This is a genomic window from Streptomyces sp. NBC_00440, assembly GCF_036014215.1.
Taxonomy (GTDB): domain Bacteria; phylum Actinomycetota; class Actinomycetes; order Streptomycetales; family Streptomycetaceae; genus Streptomyces.
This window is the reverse complement of the sequence record NZ_CP107921.1, coordinates 3,684,308-3,705,750: the sequence shown is the minus strand read 5'-3', so window position 1 is coordinate 3,705,750 and position 21,443 is coordinate 3,684,308. Positions and strand designations below refer to the sequence as shown.

Annotated in this window: 21 protein-coding genes and 1 pseudogene; 12 read left to right on the top strand and 10 right to left on the bottom strand. The window is 70.7% G+C overall.

Going from position 1 to position 21,443, the window contains the following annotated elements:
• The first annotated feature begins 35 nt into the window (after positions 1-35).
• From OHB13_RS16620 to OHB13_RS16610, 3 genes and pseudogenes are all read left to right on the top strand, one after another.
• Entirely contained in the window at positions 36-479 is a 444-nt protein-coding gene (locus OHB13_RS16620) for an arsenate reductase ArsC (protein ID WP_328377647.1), read from the top strand.
• Entirely contained in the window at positions 467-748 is a 282-nt protein-coding gene (locus OHB13_RS16615) for a DUF6879 family protein (RefSeq protein WP_443062947.1), read from the top strand. The genes OHB13_RS16620 and OHB13_RS16615 overlap by 13 nt, the downstream gene beginning before the upstream one ends.
• 59 nt (positions 749-807) lie before the next feature.
• A pseudogene (locus OHB13_RS16610) lies at positions 808-957 on the top strand (DUF393 domain-containing protein); the annotation flags it as partial.
• A 181-nt stretch (positions 958-1,138) separates the two neighbouring features.
• Here the strand turns inward: OHB13_RS16610 and OHB13_RS16605 are convergent.
• Entirely contained in the window at positions 1,139-2,101 is a 963-nt protein-coding gene (locus tag OHB13_RS16605; RefSeq protein WP_328377646.1) for a GlxA family transcriptional regulator, read from the bottom strand.
• 71 nt (positions 2,102-2,172) lie between these two features.
• On the opposite strand from OHB13_RS16605, the gene OHB13_RS16600 reads away from it, so the two are divergent.
• The 7 genes from OHB13_RS16600 to OHB13_RS16570 all read left to right on the top strand — a co-directional run bounded on the left by OHB13_RS16600 (position 2,173) and on the right by OHB13_RS16570 (position 7,295).
• A complete protein-coding gene (locus OHB13_RS16600) occupies positions 2,173-2,847 on the top strand; it encodes an HD domain-containing protein (protein ID WP_328377645.1) in 675 nt (224 codons plus the stop codon).
• 64 nt (positions 2,848-2,911) lie between these two features.
• Positions 2,912-3,334 (top strand): Rid family hydrolase, encoded by a 423-nt coding sequence (locus OHB13_RS16595; RefSeq protein ID WP_266855561.1) that lies wholly within the window; start codon positions 2,912-2,914, stop codon positions 3,332-3,334.
• A 159-nt stretch (positions 3,335-3,493) separates the two neighbouring features.
• Positions 3,494-4,012 (top strand): hypothetical protein, encoded by a 519-nt coding sequence (locus OHB13_RS16590; protein WP_266855562.1) that lies wholly within the window; start codon positions 3,494-3,496, stop codon positions 4,010-4,012.
• Complete coding sequence (locus OHB13_RS16585; protein ID WP_266855563.1) at positions 3,999-4,316, top strand: winged helix-turn-helix domain-containing protein; 318 nt, start codon at positions 3,999-4,001, stop codon at positions 4,314-4,316. The genes OHB13_RS16590 and OHB13_RS16585 overlap by 14 nt, the downstream gene beginning before the upstream one ends.
• A gap of 140 nt (positions 4,317-4,456) precedes the next feature.
• On the top strand, positions 4,457-5,356 hold the full coding sequence (locus OHB13_RS16580; RefSeq protein WP_328377644.1) for an alpha/beta hydrolase: 900 nt from the start codon (positions 4,457-4,459) through the stop codon (positions 5,354-5,356).
• A gap of 32 nt (positions 5,357-5,388) precedes the next feature.
• Positions 5,389-5,892 (top strand): nuclear transport factor 2 family protein, encoded by a 504-nt coding sequence (locus tag OHB13_RS16575; RefSeq protein WP_328377643.1) that lies wholly within the window; start codon positions 5,389-5,391, stop codon positions 5,890-5,892.
• On the top strand, positions 5,889-7,295 hold the full coding sequence (locus OHB13_RS16570; RefSeq protein ID WP_405752513.1) for an MFS transporter: 1,407 nt from the start codon (positions 5,889-5,891) through the stop codon (positions 7,293-7,295). The genes OHB13_RS16575 and OHB13_RS16570 overlap by 4 nt, the downstream gene beginning before the upstream one ends.
• Before the next feature lie 36 nt (positions 7,296-7,331).
• Here the strand turns inward: OHB13_RS16570 and OHB13_RS16565 are convergent, their stop codons facing one another.
• The 5 genes from OHB13_RS16565 to OHB13_RS16545 all read right to left on the bottom strand — a co-directional run bounded on the left by OHB13_RS16565 (position 7,332) and on the right by OHB13_RS16545 (position 13,127).
• Complete coding sequence (locus tag OHB13_RS16565) at positions 7,332-8,231, bottom strand: LysR family transcriptional regulator (RefSeq protein WP_328377642.1); 900 nt, start codon at positions 8,229-8,231, stop codon at positions 7,332-7,334.
• A 238-nt stretch (positions 8,232-8,469) separates the two neighbouring features.
• On the bottom strand, positions 8,470-10,386 hold the full coding sequence (locus OHB13_RS16560; RefSeq protein ID WP_328377641.1) for an alpha-L-fucosidase: 1,917 nt from the start codon (positions 10,384-10,386) through the stop codon (positions 8,470-8,472).
• Positions 10,387-10,567: 181 nt separating this feature from the next.
• The gene (locus OHB13_RS16555; RefSeq protein WP_266855568.1) at positions 10,568-11,173 is read right to left on the bottom strand and encodes a non-oxidative hydroxyarylic acid decarboxylases subunit B; all 606 of its coding nucleotides are present in this window, start codon (positions 11,171-11,173) and stop codon (positions 10,568-10,570) included.
• On the bottom strand, positions 11,173-11,691 hold the full coding sequence (locus tag OHB13_RS16550) for a hypothetical protein (protein ID WP_328377640.1): 519 nt from the start codon (positions 11,689-11,691) through the stop codon (positions 11,173-11,175). The genes OHB13_RS16555 and OHB13_RS16550 overlap by 1 nt, the downstream gene beginning before the upstream one ends.
• Positions 11,688-13,127 carry a UbiD family decarboxylase gene (locus OHB13_RS16545; RefSeq protein WP_266855570.1) on the bottom strand — a complete coding sequence of 480 codons (1,440 nt, stop codon included), beginning with the start codon at positions 13,125-13,127 and terminating at the stop codon, positions 11,688-11,690. The genes OHB13_RS16550 and OHB13_RS16545 overlap by 4 nt, the downstream gene beginning before the upstream one ends.
• Before the next feature lie 86 nt (positions 13,128-13,213).
• Here OHB13_RS16545 and OHB13_RS16540 point away from each other — a divergent pair, with 86 nt between their 5' ends.
• The gene (locus OHB13_RS16540; RefSeq protein ID WP_328377639.1) at positions 13,214-14,179 is read left to right on the top strand and encodes an Lrp/AsnC family transcriptional regulator; all 966 of its coding nucleotides are present in this window, start codon (positions 13,214-13,216) and stop codon (positions 14,177-14,179) included.
• 52 nt (positions 14,180-14,231) lie between these two features.
• Here the strand turns inward: OHB13_RS16540 and OHB13_RS16535 are convergent, their stop codons facing one another.
• Positions 14,232-16,133 carry a chloride channel protein gene (locus OHB13_RS16535; RefSeq protein WP_328377638.1) on the bottom strand — a complete coding sequence of 634 codons (1,902 nt, stop codon included), beginning with the start codon at positions 16,131-16,133 and terminating at the stop codon, positions 14,232-14,234.
• A 510-nt stretch (positions 16,134-16,643) separates the two neighbouring features.
• Between OHB13_RS16535 and OHB13_RS16530 the strand changes: the two genes are divergently transcribed.
• A complete protein-coding gene (locus tag OHB13_RS16530; protein ID WP_405752504.1) occupies positions 16,644-17,180 on the top strand; it encodes a MarR family winged helix-turn-helix transcriptional regulator in 537 nt (178 codons plus the stop codon).
• A gap of 60 nt (positions 17,181-17,240) precedes the next feature.
• Here OHB13_RS16530 and OHB13_RS16525 read toward each other — a convergent pair whose 3' ends face one another.
• The 3 genes from OHB13_RS16525 to OHB13_RS16515 form a co-directional block, all read right to left on the bottom strand.
• The gene (locus OHB13_RS16525) at positions 17,241-19,037 is read right to left on the bottom strand and encodes a hypothetical protein (RefSeq protein WP_328377637.1); all 1,797 of its coding nucleotides are present in this window, start codon (positions 19,035-19,037) and stop codon (positions 17,241-17,243) included.
• A 235-nt stretch (positions 19,038-19,272) separates the two neighbouring features.
• Positions 19,273-20,697, bottom strand: a complete 1,425-nt coding sequence (locus OHB13_RS16520; RefSeq protein ID WP_328377636.1) for an NAD(P)/FAD-dependent oxidoreductase — start codon at positions 20,695-20,697, stop codon at positions 19,273-19,275.
• Positions 20,698-20,743: 46 nt separating this feature from the next.
• Entirely contained in the window at positions 20,744-21,433 is a 690-nt protein-coding gene (locus OHB13_RS16515; protein ID WP_266855575.1) for a rhomboid-like protein, read from the bottom strand.
• Positions 21,434-21,443: the final 10 nt, after the last annotated feature.

Below are 21,443 nucleotides of genomic sequence, written 5' to 3'. Positions count from 1 at the left end.
GGTGGCTGGTGCCATCGTGAGACGAGAGAGCCCCCATGCCTGAGACTCCTGGCAAGCCGTCCGTCCTGTTCGTCTGCGTCCACAACGCGGGTCGCTCCCAAATGGCAGCCGCCTGGCTGACCCATCTCGCGGGAGACCGCGTCGAGGTTCGCTCGGCCGGGTCCCATCCCGGCGATGCGGTGAACCCTGCTGCCGTCGAGGCGATGGCCGAGGTCGGTATCGACATCTCTGCCGAGACCCCGAAAATCCTCACCGTCGATGCGGTCAAGGAGTCGGACGTCTGTATCACGATGGGATGCGGTGACACCTGCCCCGTCTTCCCCGGCAAGCGCTACCTCGACTGGCAGCTCGAAGACCCGGCCGGACAGGGCGTCGCAGCCGTGCGCCCCATCCGCGACGAGATCAAGACGCTGGTCGAGGGATTGATCAACGAGATTTCCCCGGACGGATCGCCGCCGGTGAGCAGGTGCGGTGGCTGAGCCGCCGGAAAGCCACCGACATCGCTCTGCCCGGGAACGACTTCTGGCTGTTTGACTCCCGCGTCGTACTCGTCAACCATCTCGACGGTGAGGGCGGGAACGTGGAGCTGGAGCTCAGCGAAGCACCGGACTTGGCGAAGCCCTGTGAAGCGGCCTTCGAGGCCGTGTGGCAGCGTGCCACGCCGCACGCCGCACGCCGCACGCCGCACGCCGCACGCCGCACGCCGCACGCCGCACGCCGCACGCCGCACGCCGAGTTCCGGCTCTGACGCAGCGATCAGCGCCGTCTCAGCGACATGACCTCGCCATCTTCGAGCGTCCAGGCAGTGGATGGCCGTTGTTGGGAGCGTTGCTGACCCTGCCCCCTGTGCGATGGGCGGCCTGGGGGGTCTACCGGCTCGTGGCGAATAATCGTCAGCGGATGCCGGGCGGAACGTCGGCGTGTGCGCTGCCGGCCCGGCACAGGACGTATACGTAGTCGGATTCGCCTTGCCCGACTACCAGTAGGCGATGGTCAGGATGGCGGGACTCGCTTGCGGAGCAGGGAAACCGGAGCGGCCGAACACGTGACGCTTGGGGTGCACGCGTTGCCCGCGTGCGGCCGTGGTCTCTGCGCCGACCGTGCATGAGTCCGGCGACGGGGTGGTCCGGGTCCACGGTCACGGAAGTGGCTGCTGTGTGCGGTGGTTGGAGTACCAGAAGGTGCGCCGGTAGGCAGTGGGCGTGGTGTCGAGTGCGCGGCGGAAGTGCAGACGCAGGTTGGCGGCTGTGCCCAGCCCGCAGTCGCTCGCCACCCGGTCCACCGGGTGGTCCGTGGTTTCCAGCAGTTCCCGTGCCCGGCCGAGCCGGGCGTTGAGCAGCCACCGCAGCGGGGTCGTGCCGGTCTCTTCGGCGAACCGGCGGATGAAGGTGCGCTGCGACAGGCCGGCGTGGCGGGCGAGCGCCGGCAGTGTGAGTGGCTCTTCGAGTCGCTGCAGGGCCCATCCCCGGGTGGCGGAGAGGGAGGCTTCACCGGCCACCGCGACCGGAGCGGGTACGTACTGAGCCTGTCCGCCGTCCCGGTGTGGGGCGGCGACCAGGGCGCGGGCGATCTCGTTGGCGATCCCCGCTCCCAGGTCACGGCGCACGATGTGCAGGCAGAGGTCGATGCCGCAGCACACCCCGGCCGAGGTGAGGACGTCACCCTCGTCGACATACAGCACGTCGCGGTCGACCGTGACGGCGGGGAAGTCCCGTTCGAGTTCCTCGATGTGCTTCCAGTGGGTCGTGGCGTGCAGACCGTCCAGGAGGCCCGCTGCGGCCGGCGCGAAGGCTCCCGTACAGATCGACACCACGCGCCGACCACGGTCGCGGGCCTCGGCCAGCGCGGCGAGCACGGCGTCCGGAGGCCGGATGACCGGCTCGAATCCCGGCACGATCACGGTGTCGGCGGCGCGCACCTGCTCCAGGTCCCCACCGGCGAGCAGCGAGAACCCTGCGCTGGTGGTCACCTTCGCGCCGAGCGCGCACAGGGTCATCTCGTAGGGCGTTTCCGGCCGGGCGCTGAAGATCTGCGTCGGGATCGCCAGGTCGAGCGGGGTGACCCCGTCCAGCGCCAGGACCGCGACTCGATGCACCGCCATGGCAAAATCCTATCGAAGTCAGGGATTTTTGCCACTCGCGGGGTCGGTGGGGGCGCGGCCACGATGAAGTCATGACCGAACCTCCCCACGAGGCGGCCACCGACCTGATCACACTGCCCGGCACACCTCTTGCCGACGCCGTCGTGAAACTCATCCGGCCGGTGCACACGCCCTCCGTGTTCAACCACAGCGCCCGCACCTATCTGTTCGCCAGAGTGGTGGCCGCCCGCCTCGGCCTGGCCGCCGGCCGGGACTACGACGACGACCTGCTGTTCGCCGCCTGCGCGATGCACGACCTCGGCGTTGCGTCCGATGGCCCGCACCGTGAGCGTTTCGAGGTCGAAGGCGCCGACCGGGCTGCCGAATTCCTCGTTCAGCAGGGGACGTCCACCGCCGACGCCGACCAGGTCTGGCAGGCCATCGCCCTGCACACCTCTCCTGGCATCGCGGAACGCCGCGGCACGCTCTGCGTACTCGTCCGGGAGGGCGTCGCCCTCGACTTCGGCGGCCCGCTGGGGGCCCGGCATGTCGACGCTGTCACCGACGAGCAGGCCGACGCCGTCCACACCGCCTATCCACGGCTGGAAATGGTCCGCTCACTGACCGACGCGATCGTCGCGCAGGCAGCGAAGGACCCGAAGAACGCACCCAGGTACTCCATTCCCGGCGAACTCCTGCGTGAACGCGACTTCTTCGGCCGGACCCGGCTGGAACATGCCTGCCGTTCCTCCCGGTGGGGCAACTGAGCCCGCCGGCTCCACGACCGAGCCGGAAACGAAGCCCAGTCAACGAAAAAGGGAACTCATCGCCATGACCACCTACACCGTCGAGGTCCCCGAGGACTCCGAAGTCTTCGGAGAGACCACCGGCGCCTTCGCCCGCTTCGGCTATTCCGCCGCGGTCCGCGCGGATGGCCTCCTGTTCATCGCCGGAACCATCGGCCGCCGCGCCGACGGAACCATCCCGGACGCCATTGAGGAGCAGACCGAGATCGCCATCCGGCGCATCGAGGAGATCCTCCGGCTGGAGAACCTCGACCTGACCGCCCTCGTCGACGTGACCAGCTACCACGTCGACATCCACCAGCACCTGCCCGGCTTCAGCGAGGCCAAGCAGCGCCTCATCAAAGCGCCCTTCCCGACCTGGTCGCTGATCGGTGTCAGCGGCCTCGCCAGCCCGGGACTTCTCGTCGAGATCCGTGCGACCGCCGTCTATCCCGGCGCGTCCCGGTAGATCACAGCTCCCTGGGCCGTCCCCGGCCCAGGGAGCCGAACCCTTTCTGGCCGCGAGCCACTTGACGGCCCGTCCGTCCTCCACTTGACGACTCCCTTCCAGGAAACTACTTTCCTCTTAGGAAAGTAGTTCCGGTTGAAAAACACCAAGGAGGACGTCATGACCCGACACCCCACACCGGCCGAGGCATCCCGTGCCCTGCAGGACGTCCAACGGCGACGGGAGGAGGCCCTCGGTTCGGCGCGGGACTCGCGCTGGGTGGCTGTCCTCTTCGGCCTCGCCGTCTTCGCTCTGCTCGCGGCGCCCGACTTCTTCGGGCAGCGCGTTGAGTCCGTGGTGAACATCGCCTTCGCCGCCATCGCCGTCGCCTATGCGGTGCTGCTGCGGAGCAGGCGCGGCTCCGCCGTGCTGGGGCGGCCGACCAGGGTGCGGCACGACGCGGTCTCGCCCCGGTTCGCGCTGTGGAGCAGGGTGGCCATCCTGGCGGTGGTGGTCCTCGGGGCGGTCGCAGCCTTCGTGCCGCACCAGGACCTGTCCGTCCCGTACGCCCGGACGGTCATCGGCGCCGTGCTGGGCGCGGTCCTGATCCTCTTCGGGAGCCGTCTCCAGCGCGGTCTGGCCTCTCTTGCCGCGGGCGGGGAACGTGGACGGGCCGGGGCGCTCGATGGCTCGTCCTGACTTCGACCCGGTGCTGCTGGAGCCCACCCGCCTGTCGATCGTGTCGTTGCTCGCCGGTACGGAGTGGGCGGAGTTCGGCTGGGTGCGCGAGGCGGCGGGGCTGTCGGCGTCCGCACTGTCCAAGCAGGTGGGGACGTTGTCCTCGCACGGTTACGTGGAGGTGCGGAAGGGCTACGTGGGCAAGCGCCCCCGTACTTGGCTGAACCTCAGTGCTGCGGGCCGCGAAGCCCTGGAGCGTCAGGTCGCGGCGCTGCAGCGGATCGTCGACGGGCATGCTCCACCACCGTCCGGCGGTGTGGTTTAGCTCTGCTCAACCTGGGCTTACACATCGGGCGTTGTTCGAGGGGGCGCCGGATGTCAGCGTGGAGGCGTTGGCGGCTGGTCGACGTCTGCATGCCGGGCGTCCGTGCATCCGCGTATCCCCCTTTCCCGAGGAGCCCCGCTATGCCCCTGTGTGAACAGGTGCGCTTCGTCAGCGATACGGCCGAGCTCGCCGGTCATCTCTTTCTGCCCGACCCCGACGGGGCCGGTGCGGTCCGTCCGGTGGCGGGCGTCGTGGTGGCCGGGACGTGGACCAGCGTCAAGGAGCAGATGGCCGACCGGTACGCCGAGGAACTGGCGCGGCGCGGCTATGCGGCGCTGGCCTTCGACTTCACCGGTTACGGCGAGTCCGAAGGCGAGCCCCGTGACTACGAGTCGGCGGAGCTGAAGATCCGCGATCTCCGCGCGGCTGCGGACTTCCTCAGCGCCCAACCGGCGGTGGCCGACGGGCAACTGGGCGCGTTGGGGGTGTGCGCCGGGGCGATGTACGCGAGCGCCTTCGCCGCCGATGACGCACGGGTGGGGTCGCTGGCGCTGGTGGCGCCGTGGCTGCACGACCGTCGTATCTGCGAGCAGAACTACGGCGGGGCCGAGGGCATCGAGGCGAAGAGGACGGCGGCGGCCGCGGCGCGGCGGCGGTACGAGGAGAGCGGAGAGGTCGTCTATGTGCCGGTGGTCAGTGGAAGTGACCCGGACGCGGCCATGCCCTTCGACATCGACTTCTACCTCAACCCGGAGCGCGGCGGGATCGCGCAGTGGCCCAACCGGTATGCCGTCATGGCCTGGTCCGAGTGGCTGGACTTCGACGCCGTCGCGCTCGCTCCGAAGGTTTCCGCGCCCGTGCTGCTCGTGCACAGCGAGGACGCCGCCATCCCGGACGGGGCCCGCCTCTTCTACGACGGCCTCACGGGAGACCGGAAGTTCCTGTGGACCGGGGGAGTCCAGTTCGACTTCTACGACCGGGCGCCGCAGGTCGGCCTCGCCGCGGATGCGGCGGCCGAGCACTTCGCCCGCACGCTGTGAACACCCGTACTGCCGACAGGAGGTCACCCGTCATGTCCGAGTCAGTCGAGTCAGTCGAGTCAGTCGGGTCCGTTGAGTGCGTCGGGTCCATTGAGTCCAAGTACGCGGTCGCCGAGACCTGCACGCGGATGGCCGTGCACGCGGATCGCCGTGAATGGGAGCTGCTGCGCGGGCTGTTCGCCGAGAAGGTGCTGCTCGACTACACGAGCCTGAGCGGCGGTGCGCCGGCCCAGCTCACCCCGCAGGAGATCGCCGACGCCTGGTCGGCGACGCTCGGCGGCTACGACGCCACCCAGCATCTGATCGCCAACCAGCTCGTCGAGATCGACGGGGACCGCGCTGTCTGCACGGCCTCCTTCCAGGCCACGCACCGGCTGGCCACCGCCCATGGGGCTCCGCTGTGGACGCTCGGCGGCGACTACCGGTGGGAGCTGGCCCGGAGCGGCGGCCGCTGGTTGATCCACACCGTGGTGATGACCGCGGCCTGGGGCGACGGCAACCAGGACCTTCCCGCACAGGCGGCTGCCCGACGATGACCACCTCCGCTCCCGCCTCACTCGCCGCGGCATCGCCGTCCGCCGCCCGGGGTGGCCCTCGGGTGGTGCTCGGCGCCGCCTTGCTGGGCTTCTTCCTCATCTCGCTGGACGCGTTGATCGTCACCGTCGCACTGCCCGGCATCGGGCGCAGCCTCGGCGTGGGAATGTCCGGTCTGCAGTGGGTGGTCGACGGCTACACGCTGATATTCGCCGCGCTGATGCTCTCCGCGGGCGCGCTCTCCGACCGTATCGGGGCCCGGCGGGCGTACGGCGGCGGTCTTGTGCTCTTCGCGCTGGCCTCTGCCGCATGCGGACTGGCGCCCGGGATCGGCGTGTTGGTGGTCGCCCGGCTGGTGCAGGGGGGTGCGGCGGCGGTGATGATGCCGGCGTCGCTCGCGCTGGTCCGGCAGGGTTTCCCGGACCAGGCGAAGCGGGCGCGGGCGATCGCCGTCTGGACCGTGGGCGGCGCGGTCGCGGTGGCGGCCGGGCCGGTGGTCGGCGGGGCGCTCACCGCTTCCGTGGGGTGGCGGTGGATCTTCTTCGTGAACCTGCCGGCGGGCCTGCTGGCCCTCGCTCTGCTCGCCCGGGTGCCGGCCTCCCCGCGGCTGCCCGCGCGCTTGGACGCGGTCGGGCAGGTGACAGCGGTGGTCGCGATGGGCGCGTTGACGTACGGCGTGATCGAGGGCGGCGACAAGGGCTTCGGCCGGCCGTTCGTGGTGGTGTCACTGCTGGTGGCTGTGGCCGCTGCGGCCGCCTTCCTCGCCGCGCAGGCCAGGGGCGCGCATCCGATGCTTCCGCTTCCGCTGTTCCGCTCGCGGGTGGTGGCGGTCTCCCTGGTGGTCGGCTTCATGCTCAATGCCGCCTACTACGGCGGGGTGTTCATCTTCAGTCTGTACCTCCAGCAGGAGCGCGGGCAGTCCGCGCTGCACGCGGGCGTGATGTTCATTCCGATGACGGCACTGGTCGCCGTGGTGAACCTGGCCTCCGCGAAGCTGGCCGCACGGTTCGGGCCGCGGATGCCGATGGTGTCGGGACAACTGGTCGGGGCGGCCGGGCTGGTGGCGCTGACCACGGTCGGCGCGCATACGAATGTGTGGGTGGTGGCGGCGCTGATGGTGCCGGTCGGCCTCGGCGGGGCGCTCACCGTTCCGGCGCTGACCGCGCTGCTGCTCGACGCGGTACCCGCGGAGCGGGCGGGCACCGCGGGCGCCGTACTCAACACCGGCCGTCAGGTGGGCGGGGCGATCGCGGTGGCGGTCTTCGGGGCGCTGCTCGCGGGGGCGGGCACGTTCCTGGCCGGCATGCGGTGGAGCATGCTGCTCGCGGCGGCCGGGCTCGTACTGACGACGGGCGCGACGCTGATGCTGCCGCGCGGCGGCGGGCGGCGGGCCGCGGGGGCGTAACTGCCGGTTCAGGCCGGGCCGGTCGGGCCCGCTGGTTCAGGCCTGGCCGGCCGGACGCGGGGTGAGTTCGAGGACGGTGTCGATGAAGGCCCGGATTCCGGCGGACTGACCCGCGTCCCGCCACATCAGCGCGTAGTCGACCACCGACTTGTCGTCGAACGGGACATAGGTGACGTCGGGGCGGCCGTGGTAGTCCCCCGCTCTGACGGTGGCCACCGTGGCGCCCTTGCCCGCCCCGACCAGCGAAAGCACCTCCTGCCACCCCGCGGCGGTCGGGCCGTACGAGATGGGGTGGCCCTGGGGGGTGCGCCGGGGATAGAAGGCGTCGCGCCAGGCTTCGGAGACGCCGGCGGCCGTGACCAGCGGCAGGAGGGCGAGGTCTTCCCGCGACACCGTTTCCTGTGCGGCAAGGAAGTGGGTGGCGGGCACTACGAGGGCCCGGCGCTCGGAGATCAGCACGGGGCCGACGATGATGCCGGGCTCCACCACAGGAGGTTCGGCGATCACCAGGTCGACCTCTTCGTCCCGCAGCGCCTCGATGGCGGCGTTGAACGTCACCTCCAGCAGCTCGACGGCGCAGCGGGGATGGCGGGACTGGAACCTCTCCGCCGCCCGCACGATGAGGTCGCCGCTCCATGGTGCGGTGAACCCGACGCGCAGCACACCACTGATATCCGCACAGGCCGCCGACGCCCTGCCGATGGCTCGCTGAATCTGCCGGTACGCGGGGAGCAGCTCGTCGCGCAGCTGTCGTCCGACCGGGGTGAGGGCCACGCGACGGCTGTTACGTTCGAACAGGGCGCCGCCGATACGGCGTTCCAGCGCCTTGACCGTTTGGCTGACCCGGCCGGGAGAGACGCGCAACCGTTCAGCGGTGCGCGCGAAGTGGAGCTCTTCCGCCAACGCCAGAAACGTCTCGATCTCGTACCGCTCCACCAGGCCCCCACCCCACCGGCGCCGCGATGTACGTACCGCAGCAGCTCCTCCGCCGTCGTTGCAGGCCGTGGCCCCGTCGAACATTAGGCCGCGGCGCGGGGGCGGTCCAGGCCGGGTGCGGGTCCGGTGCGCGGGCGCTCGGGGGATGAACGCCAGGCCGTCACCCGCGCCTTCGGCCTGCTCGAAAACGGCTGGCACGCGGTATCGCGGCCAGCCGTTGAGCGTGTCGTCGGCCGCCTTACTCCGGTGGCACGTTGAGGTGGAGCGATGCCGACGCGAGGCGTGGGGTGGTGCGGGCCTGGAGGATTCTGATCCGGATGCGGTCGGTGCTCACCGGCTCGGGCAGCGTCAGGATGCGCGCGTAGCCGATGGTGGTGCCGGTCGCGGTCTGCTGCCAGGCGGTGCCGGTCCAGATGTCGACCGCGAACCCCTCCACCTGCTGGCCCCTGGTGATGTCCTCGCCGAGCCGGATGCGGTCGAAGGCGCGGGCCTCGGACAGCCGTACGGTGACCTCGCCCGTGGTGGCCCCGTGGGACGGTGACCAGGCGGTGGTGAGACGGCCGTCGGTCAGGGTGCGCAGGACGGGGTCGCGGTGGCCGCGCCCCGCTGTGAGCAGGTTGCGGCCGTACGTCGCGGTCACGGAGTCCCCGAACGAGGTGAGGGAGCCGACGTCCGGCGCGGCGATGCGGCCGTCCCGGCCGGGTGGCACGTTCAGCAGGAGTACGGCGTTGCGGCCCACCGACTCCTCGTAGATCGTGACCAGTTGCTGGGGTGTCTTGGGCTTCTGGTCGGGGTGGAAGAACCAGCCGGGGCGCAGCGAGACGTCCGCCTCGGCGGGGAACCACTGGAGGTACTCGACCCCGGGGGCGGTGATCTTGTCGCGCGAGCCGATGTCGGCGGCACTGGCGCCGTCCGGGAGCAGTCCTTCGCCGTGTGCGGTGGCGGGGTCGGCGGTGGCGGGGGTGACGCTCCACTCGGTGGTGCGGCCCACCCCGTTCTCGTTGCCGATCCAGCGGGTGCCCTGCGGGCCCGCGAAGGTGACGGTGTCGGGGGAGAGCGCGTGGATCAGCCGGAACCAGGCGGTGAAGTCGTACTTCTCGGTGATCCCGGCGTCGGTCCAGGGGTTGGCGCCGTCGAGCCACAGCTCGTCGATGGGGCCGTACTGCGTGAACAGTTCGTAGAGCTGGTTGAGGTAGTACGCGTTGTAGTCGTCGGCCCGCACGGTGAAGGACGGGATCCGGTGCGCGGCGAGCGCGTCGGCCCGGTCGTCGTCGGGGACCAGGGTCGGGATCGTACGCCGCACGACCGGGCTTCCGCTGCCGTAGCGGCCCTGGCCGCCGGGGGCGCGGTCGCCGTCGTCGACCGTGGCCTGCTCCTCGATGCTGAGCGACTGCCCCGATGCCTGTTTCGCGCGGATCTCCTCGACGTACTGGGCGTGCCAGGCGTGCGGCTGCTCGGAGCCGTCGGCGGGCGAGAGGTAGACGCCCACCTTGAGGCCGGCCCGGCGGGCGGCCTTGAGGTAGGTGCCGAGGATGTCGCCCTGGGGGTTGCGGCAGCCGGCGTTACGGGCCCGCCAGTAGGCCGCCGGGTCGTCGGAGCGGTGGGCCTCGGCCTGTGCGCGGGCCTTGGCGGTGGCGTTCCGCTCGGCGTCGGAGCAGCCGTCGGTGCGGATCCACCAGGGGCTCGCGATCACCGAGTGGTTGGAGTAGCGGGTCGGGAAGAGGACGAAGCCGTCGTGGTGCTTGGCCGTGAACATCACCTGGCGGGCGCCGGCCGCCTTGTACGCGCGCATCCACTGGTCGGCGTCCATCCCGGACGGGTCGAACGTCGCCTCGTCCTCGGCGCCGGAGCCCCACTCGCGGTTGGTGAAGGTGTTCATGCCGAAGTGGGTGAAGGCGGTCACCTCCCGCTGCTGCCAGGCGACTTGGGAGGGCCGGGGGATGACATGGGCCGCCTTGCGCACGATGGTGTCCGGGGTGTCGGACGGGTCGATGGCGATCAGCGATGCGGGAGTAATCCGATCTTTTCCGGGCGGTGCGGTGGCGGCGCTGCCCTTTCCGGGGGAGGCGGCTGCGGGTGCGGCGGGCAGGAGTGGCAACGCTGCGACGCCTACCCCTATGGCCAGTACGGATCGTCGCCCGACAGGCGTTCCCATGAGTGCTCCTTCGGTCCGTGGACGCAGAGTGGAACGAATGGTCTACGAAGGTCTACGAGTGGTCTAGACATCCAATGTCTAGCCGTCGGGCAGCAGTCTGCTGCGCGTCCGGGGGCGTTGACAAGGGTCCGTACGTGAAGAGGCAGACGTGAGGGGCGGGGCTGGAGACGGGGGCGGGTCCCTACCCCGGCCGTTCCGTCTGTTGCGACCGGATGTGACGGGAGCGCGCCAGGCCCTCCCAGCGGCGTGCTGCCGGTGCGCTCAGGCCGAACTGGTCGAGTACCCGGCTCACCACGTGGTTCACGAGGTCGTCGATGGAGGCGGGCCGGTTGTAGAAGGCCGGCATCGGCGGCACGATGCTCGCGCCCATCCGGGCAAGCGCCAGCATGTTCTCCAGGTGGATCTCGTTCAGCGGTGTCTCGCGCGGTACCAGGACCAGCCGGTTGCGCTCCTTCAGTACGACGTCGGCCGCCCGGCTGATGAGGTTGTCGGCGTATCCGCTGCGGATACCGGCCAGCGTTTTCATGCTGCACGGGATGATCACCATCCCCGCGGTGCGGAACGAGCCCGATGACAGGACGCTCCCTTGCTCGCCCGGCCGGTGGTGGAAGTCGGCGAGGGCGGCGACCTCGCGCGCCGTGCAGGGGGTCTCCAGCTCGATGGTCGTCCGGGCCCAGGTGCTCATGATCAAGTGAGTCTCGACATCGGGCAGTTCGCGGAGCATTTCGAGCAGCCGCACCCCGAACGGCGCGCCGGTCGCACCCGACATCGCTACGACGAGCCGCATCAGACCTCTCCTCCGTACGCGCTCCGGAGCGTGGCGAGCGCGGTGGCGGTGCGCTCCCACTGCTCGATGCGGGCGAGGCGGGCGATGTGGCCGTCGGCGCGGAAGCCGAGCGGGGACAGCGGGATATCGAGCGAGGCCGCGGTGTGGGACTCCACCGCGAAGGCGCATCCCAGCACGCTGCCCGACTCGCCGCTGATGACCCGGGACCCCACCAGGCGGAGTGTGAGGTGGCTGCACACCGTGCCGTGCACGGCTATCAGTCCAGCCCGCCCGTCGCGCTCCAGGTTGGCCCGGGTGCGCGTGCCGCTCACGACGGCCAGCAGCAGCCCGGTTGCGGGCGCCGGTTCCAGTTCCGTACGGGACAGCAGCGCGCTGTGCGGACAGCCGTGTCCGTCAACGGTGAGGAAGGGGAAGGCCTGTTCGGCACCGGCATGAGCGACAGCGGCGCGGATGTCTGCATCGGGGGAGCCCCGGAGCAGCGCTGCGACCTCTTCCGGCAGGCCGCGGGCCGCGTTCACAGGCCCAGAGCGGTGGCCCACCGCTCGCGGGTCCGGGCCCGGTAGGCGTCGGAGAAGCGGTTCGCGGCGGGGAATTCGTCCTTCCAGGCGAACGGCTTGCACGCGTCGATCAGCACGATGCCCATCGACAGATCGCCCTCGGCCCGCTGTTTCGGCGACAGCATGGGGTCGATCGCGGTGGTCGGCGTCCGCACCAGATGCAGCGAGTTGGCCGGGTCGACGCGGGTGAACACCGCCCACAGGACGTGGTTGATGTCGGTGATGTCGATGTCCTCGTCGACCACGACGAAGTAGCGCTCCATCCCACCGGTGCGCTTGCGTCCGGCGGCGGCGAGCAGTGCGTGCATCGCGTCCCCGGCACCGGTCTGCTTGATGGACACCACGATCATCAGCTGCCGTGCGTACGCCCACACGCCCTGGATGTTCTGCACCCCCGAGTTCTCCAGGTGGTCCCAGGTCACGGACGCGGAGTAGAGCGGCACCGCCTGGTCGCCCGCGGGGACGGTCGGGATCATCGGCGGGGCGCCCAGGATGATCGGGTCGTCGCGGTGCAGGATGCGCTTCACCCGGACCACGGTCTCCTGGCCGGAGTGGGTGTAGTAGCCGGTCCACTCACCGAACGGGCCCTCCAGCACGGACTCCTCCGAGAGCGGCGGCATCTCGCCCTCGATCACGATCTCGGCGTGGGCGGGTACGGGGATGTCGCTGTCCGGCGGGTAGAGGACCTCGACTCCCTCGCCGCGCAGGCCCCCGGCCAGGTCGTACTCGGAGACGCCGGCCGGGGCGGCCATTGCCGCCGCGGTGGACAGGATCGGGTCCTGTCCGACGACCACGGCGATCGGGCAGGCGAGGCCGCGGTCCCAGTACTTCGTGGCGATCTCCCGTGCGTGGCGGTTGCCCAGCATCCATACCGAGAGCCGGTCCTTGTCCTGGACGCAGCAGCGGTACGTACCCGCGTTGACCCAGCCGGTGTCGGGGTCCCGGGCCAGGACCATGCAGGCGGTGCCGATGTAGCGGCCGCCGTCCTCGTCGTGCCAGCGAGGTGTGGGGAAGACCGTCAGGTCGACATCGTCACCCTCCAGCACGTTCTCCAGTACGGGCCCGGTGGCCACCTCGACGGGCGGGACCGGCTCGATCCGCTTGCTGATGTTCTGCCAGGCACGGACGATGTCGAGCTTCGCGCTGTCCGGGGGCAGCCCCAGCGCCACGGCGGTCCTGGCGGCCGTGCCCATGAAGTTGGTGAGGACCCGGCGTCCGGCCGGGTATCCGGGGATGTTGTCGAACAGCAACGCAGGGCCCTCCGCCTCGGCGAGCAGTTCGGTGATGCAGCCGATTTCCAGGTCCCAGTGCGCGCCGTCGACGACGCGGACCTCGTCCTCGCCGAGGGTGTCCGTCAGGTGATCGATGTACTGCCGCAGATCGCGTATCGCTGTCATGCCGAGGAGGATCTCCGCGGCAGGGACCGGCGCTCAAGCAGCCCTTTCCGATCTGACGGTTCTCCGCGCGAGTACGCTTCTGAAGCGTGGAAACCCTCGACCGGCAGCTCATCAATGCACTGAAGAACGACGGTCGGGCACCATTCCGACGGATCGCCTCGCAGCTCGGGGTCTCGGACCAGGTGGTCGCCCGCCGCTACCAGCGGCTGTGCGGGAGCGCGGGCCTGCGGGTGCGGGGCCGGGTGGACGGCAGGCGGCTGGGGCAGGCGGAGTGGCTGATCCGGTTGCAGTGTGTGCCGAGTGCGTCGCGCGGCGTCGCTCAGGCGCTGGCCCAACGGGACGATACGCACTGGGTGCGGCTGGCGTCGGGCGGCACCGAGGTCATCTGTCACGTCCAGGCCCGCAGTACGAGTGAGCGCGACGCGCTGCTGCTCGACCGGCTCCCCGCCACGCGTCGGGTCACGGCGATCAGCGCGCACCAGGTGCTGCGCCGGTTCCGGGGCGGTCCGGTCACCTGGCAGGTGCCGATGGCCGCTGTACCCGGCCCGGAGCGGGCCGACGCCGACGGGCCTGCGGCGCGACAGGGCGCGGAACCGGTGGAGCTCGACTCCGGCGACCTCGCACTGCTCGGCGCGCTGGCCCGGGATGGCCGGGCCTCGCACGCGCTGCTGGCCGCCGAACTGGACCGGCACGAGTCGACCGTCCGCCGCCGGATCGGGCAGCTGCGGGCGGACGGAGTGCTCTACTTCGATGTGGACTTCGACGAGGCGGCCGTCGGCTATGCCGACAACGCCGTCCTCTGGATCTCGGTCGCGCCGTCCGAACTCGACGCGGTGGGAAGGGCGTTGGCCCGGCTGCCGGACGTGCCGTTCGCGGCGGCCACCACCGGGCAGTGCAACCTGGTCGCGACGATGCTGAGCGCCGACCACGACGGGCTGTACGAGGGCATCGCGCACCGCGTCGGGTCGCTGCCCGGTATCCACGACATCCAGACGGCCCCGGTGATCCGGACGGTCAAGCGGGTTGGGGAGATCGGCCGGGCTCTCCAATGAGAGGGGGGCCTCCAGTGCGGTGGCGGCCCACCCCCCTGTCGGTATCTCCGGGCTATCCGCCCTGCTGGAGTTCCGGTTGCAGCTCCGGTTCCACAGCCCGCTGGAAGCGGCGCGGTACGAGGCTGAGGAAGCGTTCCGTGTGGTGCTCCTCGTGCAGGTCCACCCGGCGGGCTTCGAGCAACTGGCGCAGGCTCAGCAGCCCTTCGAGCCGGTCCGGGTCGTCCCGGTCGACTATCACGACCCGGGTGACGTGGTGCGTGGCCATGCGGTTGGCGATGGTCCGCAGGGTCTCGTCGGGGTATGCGGTCACGGCGGTCCTGGCGAGTTCGCCGAGCGGGGTCCGGTCGTCGTGGGAGCTGAACAGGAAGTCGGAGCGGGTGACGACGCCGGCCAGGTGCCCCGCCGGGTTCATCACGGGGTAGAGCCGCTGGGCGAGGAACCCGTCGACGTCATGGCTGCCGTGCGGGGCGGACAGCTCCCGCTTGATGTCGGCCACGGTCTCATCGGTGCGGAACGTGGCGGTGATGGGGGATTCGAGCTGCCGTACGAGATGCACCTCCAGCGGGTCCACCGAGTACTCCCGGGTGAGATGCAGCCCCCGGCGGGCGAGCTTCTCGGTGAGGACGGACCGCTTGAGGACGATCACCGAGAGCAGATAGGCGGAGGACGCGGTGATCACCATGGGGAGCATCGCGTTCATCTCATGGGTCAGTTCGAGGCAGAAGACGATGCCGGTCAGCGGGGAGCGCATGACTCCGCCGAGGACTCCGGCCAGCGAGACCAGGGCCCAGAAGCCGGGGCTCACGGCCGGGAAGATCAGCCCCTCGGCCGCGCCCAGCGCACCGCCGATCATGAACATCGGGGCGAGGACACCGCCCGAGGTGCCCGAGCCGAGCGACAGCCCCCAGATCAGGGTCTTGACCACCAGGATGCCGATGATCAGGCCCACGGTGGCCCGGCCGGTGAGGAGCTGGTCGATGACGTCGTATCCGACGCCCAGCGCGCGGGGCTCGATCAGCCCGCCGGCGCCGATGATCAGGCCGCCGATGGCGGGCCACCACATCCAGTGCAGCGGCAGCTTGGCGAACATGTCCTCGGAGAAGTACACGAGGGCGGTCGCGCCGAGTGCGAGCAGCCCGGCGCCGAGTCCGGAGACCAGGCACAGGCCGTACGCGGAGAGGGGCAGCGTGGCCGGGACATGGGAACCGCCGAAGAGCGGGGCGCTGCCCAGGATCGGTTCGCGGACCAGGGTCGCGGTGACCGCGGCGACCGCGACGGGGATGTAGGAGCGCGGGCGCCACTCGAAGAGCAGCAGCTCGACGGCGAGCAGGATGGCGGCCAGCGGCGAGTTGAAGGTGGCCGCCATACCGGCGGCGGAACCGGCGACCAGCAGCGTCTTGCGCTCGTCGGTGGTGACGTGCAGGAACTGGGCGAGGATCGAACCGACCGCACCGCCGGTCATGATGATCGGCCCCTCGGCGCCGAACGGCCCGCCGGTGCCGATGCCGATGGCCGACGAGACGGGCTTGAGCACGGCCAGCCGGGGCTGCACCTTGCTGCCGCCGACCAGGATCGACTCGATGGCCTCCGGCATCCCGTGGCCACGGATCTTCTCCGATCCGTACCGGGCCATCACGCCGATGACCAGCCCGCCCACGATGGGCATGAAGAGGATCAGCCACCAGTGCGAGGTGGAGCCCGGTGTGGTGGTGCCGAAGGCGAACTGCCCGTGGAAGCAGAGGTTGGTGAACAGGTTGATCAGCTTGAGCAGACCCACCGCGACCAGGGCGGCGGCCACGCCGACCGGTACGGCGAGTACGGCGATCAGCGCGACCCGGGGCGGGACATGGAAGTCCCCCAGGCTCTTGACCTTCTGCGGCGGTATGAGCCGGCCCGGTGCGCGGGCCGGTTCCGGTTTCGCGGCGGGGGTGGGCGGGGACGCGGACGCGGTCATGGGATTCCTCCGTGGGTGGCGCAGGCAGGGGCAGTGCCGTCACGGGCACACGGAAGAAGGGCCGTCGGCGTACCGCGGGTGAAGCGGTGCCGGCGCCCCTGCGTACGAGTGGCTCACGCGATGGCGGTGTAGGGCGTCATTGCCCTGGGAGCTGCCGATGCCCTGTGCGGAGGGCGGCAGTACGGGGAGGGGCGGTCCGTGGCGTGGGAGGCGCCAGGTGCGGATGCCCGGATACTGGAGCGGTACGGATGAGTGAGCGGGGCTGTGATGTGTGGCTGGGGAGCGACAACTGCTGAGCGGTAACTGTTGATCGGTAACTGTTGATCGGTAACTGTGGAGCGGGACCCAGACTACCATTGCAGATTGCAATGATTGCTGCGGCTTCATGAACAAACTGTTGAACAAGCTGGTGACAGCCTGATGAACGGCCTGATGAGCAGCCGGGTGGACCCCGGCGGACAGGACCGCCCGGGTGGAGAGCCCGGCGGTCGGAAACGGTGGACGGACCGCATGACGGGCGAGCAGACGGCTGCGGGCAGCCCCGCCGGGGACGTGACCGGCCCCACGGACGGCCCCCCTGACGAGACCGATGAGGTCACCGCCGCGGTGATGGCCGCCGCACGGCTGCTGGTCGGGCTCTCGGCGCGCGCGCTCGCCGAGGTCGGCAGCACGCTGACCCTTCCGCAGCTGCGGACGCTGGTGGTGCTGGACTCCAGCGGGCCCGTGAAGCTGGCGGCTCTGGCGGCCGTCATGGGCGTCAACGCGTCGACGGCGATGCGGATGGTGGACCGCCTGGAAGCGGGCGGTCTGGTCGACCGCAAGGTCAATCCCGACAACCGGCGGGAGGTCGTCCTGCGTACCACCGACGAGGGCGCGGGGCTGGTCGGGACGGTCCTTGAGCACCGGCACCGGGAAGTGGCCGCGCTGGTGGGCCGGCTCCCGGTGGATGTACGGGCCGGGCTTGTCGTGGGGCTCAGGGCGCTGACGGTCGCCGCCGAGAACCCGGCGCCCGCCCGGGACGTGCTCACGGACGGCACCGGGTTCTGAGCCGGTGCCGCCCGCGACGGCCGGTGCGGATACGGGTACGGGTACGGGTGCTGGTACGGGTCAGGACGTGTAGCCCGAACCGATTCCCTGCACCACGTACGCGCACTCCGTGTAGGTGTAACCCGGCCGGATCCTGGCCGTGTTGCTGCCCGAGGTGGTGTTCGAGGTGTTCAGGGACTTGTGCAGGAAGTACGACGTGCCGGGCGGCAGCGAGATCGTCCGCTTCGGGTAGCTCTTGCCGCCCTTGCAGGCGCTGGTCTGCGCCGTCACGTCACTGGAGTACGCCGAACAGCCCTTGCACGCCTTGAGCTTGAAGCTTCCGGTGACCGGGCCGGTGTAGAGGATCTCGACCTCGTCCGGGCTGTCGTTGCTGATCGTGACCGGGATACTGCCGCCGGACGCCATCGACGGCAGGTGTTTGCCCGCCGCGGCCTCGCTCTGCGCGATCTCCGCGGCTATGGCGATCTTCTGGGCACGGGCGTGGTTCTTGTCGCTCCGGTAGGTGCTCACGAAGTCGGAGAGCGTCTTCTGCGCCCCGGAGAAGTCGCCCTTCTTGTACTCGTCGACACCGCAGGCGTACGTACCCGACTGGACCTTCTTCCCGGCGGTCGCCGCGTCCTCGCGCAGCGCGTCGGTCAGGGCGCTGTCGACGCCCGCCTCCTTGCCCGGCAGTCCCACGGCCTGGCCCTGGAGGATCTTCAGGCGTTCGTTGGCCGCACACGGCTGGGAGCCCTTCAGATCGCCCGCGGCCTTGTCGATCTCGGAGCTGACGGCCGGTTCCACCTTCGCGGCCTGCTTCGACGAGGGGAACGTCGTGAGCAGTTCACCCAGGTTCCCGCTCGGTGACACGACGTCCTTCCCGGTGCCGAGGCCGGTCACCCCGCACTCGTACAGCGAGGTCGCGAGCTTGTCGTCGGGCCACCCGGCCAGCGCGCCCAGCTGCTTCCTGCCGTACGTCCCGGGCACCGTCCGCAGATAGGTGAGCGGTTCGACGGCGTCGCAGTACTTCTTCTCGCCGAACGGCGTGGCGACCGTCTCGTAGTACGTGTTGAGGGAGGTCGGGACGCGGCGGGCTGCCCGGGAGCCCGGGTGGTGCGCGTCGAGGTCGTGGTACGTGGTCAGGGCCTTGCTGTAGGACGCACGCGCGAGGGTGAACTGCTGGCCCTTCGCCTGCGTGACCAGCTGGTCCGCATCGGCGAGCCGGTCGAGGAGCATCTGCTGGGTGGCCTCGTCGCGCGCCCCGTCGTACAGCACGACACCGCCGACGGGCGCGGCCAGCAGCACCAGGCCGAGCACGATCGCGACCGGCGACCGCGGCGGCCAGATGACGCTGTGCCGCAGACCCCGGTACGCGCCGTGGGCCGCGGCCAGCACCAGGACGGCGAGATACGCGACGACCGCGCCGGCGGGCACACCGTCCGGGTCCGCGGGCAGGGCGATCGCCAGCAGCACGCCCGTCGCCACCCAGCACACCGCCAGGGCGAGCCAGCGCCTGACCAGCAGATAGCCGAGGCCCAGGCCGCTGAGGTTGAGCAGCGCCACGGCCGCGGCCCGCAGCGGATCGGCCGGTGCGGGCGGGGTGGGCGGCATGGGAGGCGTGGGCGGGACGGTGGGCATCGGGGGCGGGGGCGGCGCGCCGTATCCGCCGAACCCTCCGGGGCCGCCGGGCGCGGAAGGTGCGCCGAACCCTCCGGGCCCGCCCGGTCCGTCTGCCCCGCCTGCCGGGTCCGCCGCGCCGAAGCCGCCGGACGCCCCCAGCACCTCGGGCGGTCCGAATTCGCCCGAGGACTCGGACCCACCGCCTCCCCCGCCGGACCCGCCGCCTCTGGCCGCCTCGTCCTGCTGATCTCCGGACATGCCGCATACCCCCCGGTCGCCGGTCTCCGGGCGCCGCTGCGCCCGGAGACCGTCACTGTCGAAACGCCAAACGCCAAACGCCAAACGCCAAATACCGAGCACCGAACGTCAGAACGCCAAGTGCCGGAGCCCCACCGCGAAAACTTTGCGCTCGCTGTGTATCTACCACGGACGGGCCGACTGTGAACTCCCGATTACCGTCAGTGCGACCGGACTTGGGGGAGTGCTGGTGGAATCAGCGGCCCGCGATCCGGTCCGCGATCGTCGCGATCCGGTCGGTGGCCGTGCTGCGGGCGGTGAGTTCGCGGGCGTCCGCCGCCCGGTACGCCCGGTACATCCCGTGCACGCCCAGCCAACGCAGCGGCTCCGGCTCCCAGTTGCGGACCTTGTGGTTCACCCAGGGGAGCGTGGTGAGGTCGGTCGGACCCGACTGGCCGGAGTCCTGCTGGATCAGGTCGCGCAGCGTACGGGCGGCCAGATTGGCGGTGGCCACGCCCGAGCCGACGTAACCGCCCGCCCAGCCGAGGCCCGTCGAACGGTCCAGGGTGACGGTGGCGCACCAGTCGCGCGGGACGCCGAGCACCCCGGACCAGGCGTGGTCGATCCGTACGCCCGCCGTGGCCGGGAAGAAGCGGACCAGGATCTCGCGCAGCGCGTCGATGGTGGCGGGCTCGGTGCGCCCGGCGCGGTCGGCGCGGGCGGCGCGCGAGCCGTAGCGGTAAGGGACGCCGCGTCCGCCGAGCGCGATCCGGCCGTCGGCGGTGCGCTGCGCGTACATGTACGCGTGTGCCATGTCGCCGAGCGTCTCACCGCCCTCCCAGCCGATGGTGTCCCAGACGGCATCAGGCAGCGGTTCGGTGGCGATCATCGAGGAGTTCATCGGGAGCCAGCTGCGGCGGGCGCCCTTGAGGCCGGCCGTGTACCCCTCGGTGCAGCGCAGGATGTAGGGCGCGCGGACCGTTCCGTACGGCGTGACCGCGTGCTTGGGCCTGATCTCGGTGACCGGTGTCGATTCGTGGAGGGTGACGCCGAGCGCCTCCACCGTCTCGGCCAGGCCCTGGACCAGCTTCGCCGGGTGGAGCCGCGCGCCGTGCGGGGTCCAGGTGGAGCCGACGGCCCCGGTGACCCGGATCCGCTCGGCGGTCTCGCGGGCGCCGTGCAGGGTGCGGTCCGTCTCGCCGAAGGCGATCTCCACCGAGTGGAAGTCCTTGAGCCGCTGCAACTGGGCCGGTGTGTGGGCGACTTCGAGGACACCGCCCTGCTGGATGTCGGCGTCGATCGACTCCTCGGCGGCCGTCTTGACGACCTCCGCGACGGTGTCGTTCATGGCCTGCTGGAGGCGGACCGCCGCGTCGTGCCCGTGCAGCTTCGCGTACCGGTCGCGGCCCGCGATGCCGTTGTAGAGCCAGCCGCCGTTGCGGCCGGACGCGCCGTAGCCGCAGAACCTGGCTTCCAGCACGGTGATGTTGAGGAACGGGACGGCCTTCTTGAGGTAGTACGCCGTCCACAGCCCGGTGTACCCGCCGCCGACGATCACCACGTCGGTGCTCGCGTCGCCCGGCAGGGGCTCGCGGGCCAGGGGGGTGCCCCGGTCCGCGTACCAGAACGATATGCCGCCGTTGACGGTGCCGTTGCCTGTGCCACTGCCGGTGGAGCTCATGGGGACCTCTGCCTTCTGGACCGGTCCGCCGGATCGGACCGCTTGATCAGGGCCGTTCGGTGTTCCTCCGGCGGTTGCCGGGAGCGTAGCGCCGCAGGGGGGCCAGCAGACCCATCGGGTTCCACGGCGGTCCGCCGAGGCCCCGGGTCAGCGGATAGCAGGCGAGGCCGATGAGGACCGAGGCGAAGTGGCCCAGGTCGGTGAAGGTGCGGTCGGTGAACAGCGGCAGACCGAAGACCGCGAGGACACCGGCCAGATACACGTAACGCCAGGGAGGGGCGATCCGGTAGGTCAGTACGGCGACGACGCCGGCGAGCGCGTAACTCACCCCCACGTCCAGGGTGTTGACGGCCGATTCGGGGGCCCGGTGGTGGTGGATCGCCCAGAGCAGGGCGCCCTCGCTGATGAAGGAGGCGAGGACGTGCGCGAGGACGGCGACGGACAGCCAGCGGAGCGTGCCGAGCCAGCGCTCGGCCTGTGCGTGGAAGATCGTGTAGAGAAAGGCGTACGAGATCCAGCCGCCGCCGTCGATGTACATCGCGCTCTGGATCAGCACCCGGACGGGGTGCGTGGACAGTTCGTGGATATTGGTGGAGCGTCTGCCGAGGTAGTGCCGCTCGAACCCGGGCGACATCTGGTGCAGCGCGATGGTGGTGCAGAAGAGGATGGCCAGCCAGACGTAGGTGCCCGGAGCGCTGCGGATGTACGAGGCGACGGCGTGGCGGGCGCGGTTCATGCGCCCGATT

Coding starts and splice junctions, on each gene's coding strand:
- OHB13_RS16595 (WP_266855561.1), top strand. CDS start 2,912: ATGACCACCTACACCGTCGAGGTCCCCGAGGACTCCGAAGTCTTCGGA.
- OHB13_RS16600 (WP_328377645.1), top strand. CDS start 2,173: ATGACCGAACCTCCCCACGAGGCGGCCACCGACCTGATCACACTGCCC.
- OHB13_RS16555 (WP_266855568.1), bottom strand. CDS start 11,173: ATGCGGCTCGTCGTAGCGATGTCGGGTGCGACCGGCGCGCCGTTCGGG.
- OHB13_RS16530 (WP_405752504.1), top strand. CDS start 16,644: ATGACGGGCGAGCAGACGGCTGCGGGCAGCCCCGCCGGGGACGTGACC.
- OHB13_RS16545 (WP_266855570.1), bottom strand. CDS start 13,127: ATGACAGCGATACGCGATCTGCGGCAGTACATCGATCACCTGACGGAC.
- OHB13_RS16535 (WP_328377638.1), bottom strand. CDS start 16,133: ATGACCGCGTCCGCGTCCCCGCCCACCCCCGCCGCGAAACCGGAACCG.
- OHB13_RS16605 (WP_328377646.1), bottom strand. CDS start 2,101: ATGGCGGTGCATCGAGTCGCGGTCCTGGCGCTGGACGGGGTCACCCCG.
- OHB13_RS16570 (WP_405752513.1), top strand. CDS start 5,889: ATGACCACCTCCGCTCCCGCCTCACTCGCCGCGGCATCGCCGTCCGCC.
- OHB13_RS16515 (WP_266855575.1), bottom strand. CDS start 21,433: ATGAACCGCGCCCGCCACGCCGTCGCCTCGTACATCCGCAGCGCTCCG.
- OHB13_RS16620 (WP_328377647.1), top strand. CDS start 36: ATGCCTGAGACTCCTGGCAAGCCGTCCGTCCTGTTCGTCTGCGTCCAC.
- OHB13_RS16525 (WP_328377637.1), bottom strand. CDS start 19,037: ATGTCCGGAGATCAGCAGGACGAGGCGGCCAGAGGCGGCGGGTCCGGC.
- OHB13_RS16520 (WP_328377636.1), bottom strand. CDS start 20,697: ATGAGCTCCACCGGCAGTGGCACAGGCAACGGCACCGTCAACGGCGGC.
- OHB13_RS16575 (WP_328377643.1), top strand. CDS start 5,389: ATGTCCGAGTCAGTCGAGTCAGTCGAGTCAGTCGGGTCCGTTGAGTGC.
- OHB13_RS16580 (WP_328377644.1), top strand. CDS start 4,457: ATGCCCCTGTGTGAACAGGTGCGCTTCGTCAGCGATACGGCCGAGCTC.
- OHB13_RS16585 (WP_266855563.1), top strand. CDS start 3,999: ATGGCTCGTCCTGACTTCGACCCGGTGCTGCTGGAGCCCACCCGCCTG.
- OHB13_RS16590 (WP_266855562.1), top strand. CDS start 3,494: ATGACCCGACACCCCACACCGGCCGAGGCATCCCGTGCCCTGCAGGAC.
- OHB13_RS16560 (WP_328377641.1), bottom strand. CDS start 10,386: ATGGGAACGCCTGTCGGGCGACGATCCGTACTGGCCATAGGGGTAGGC.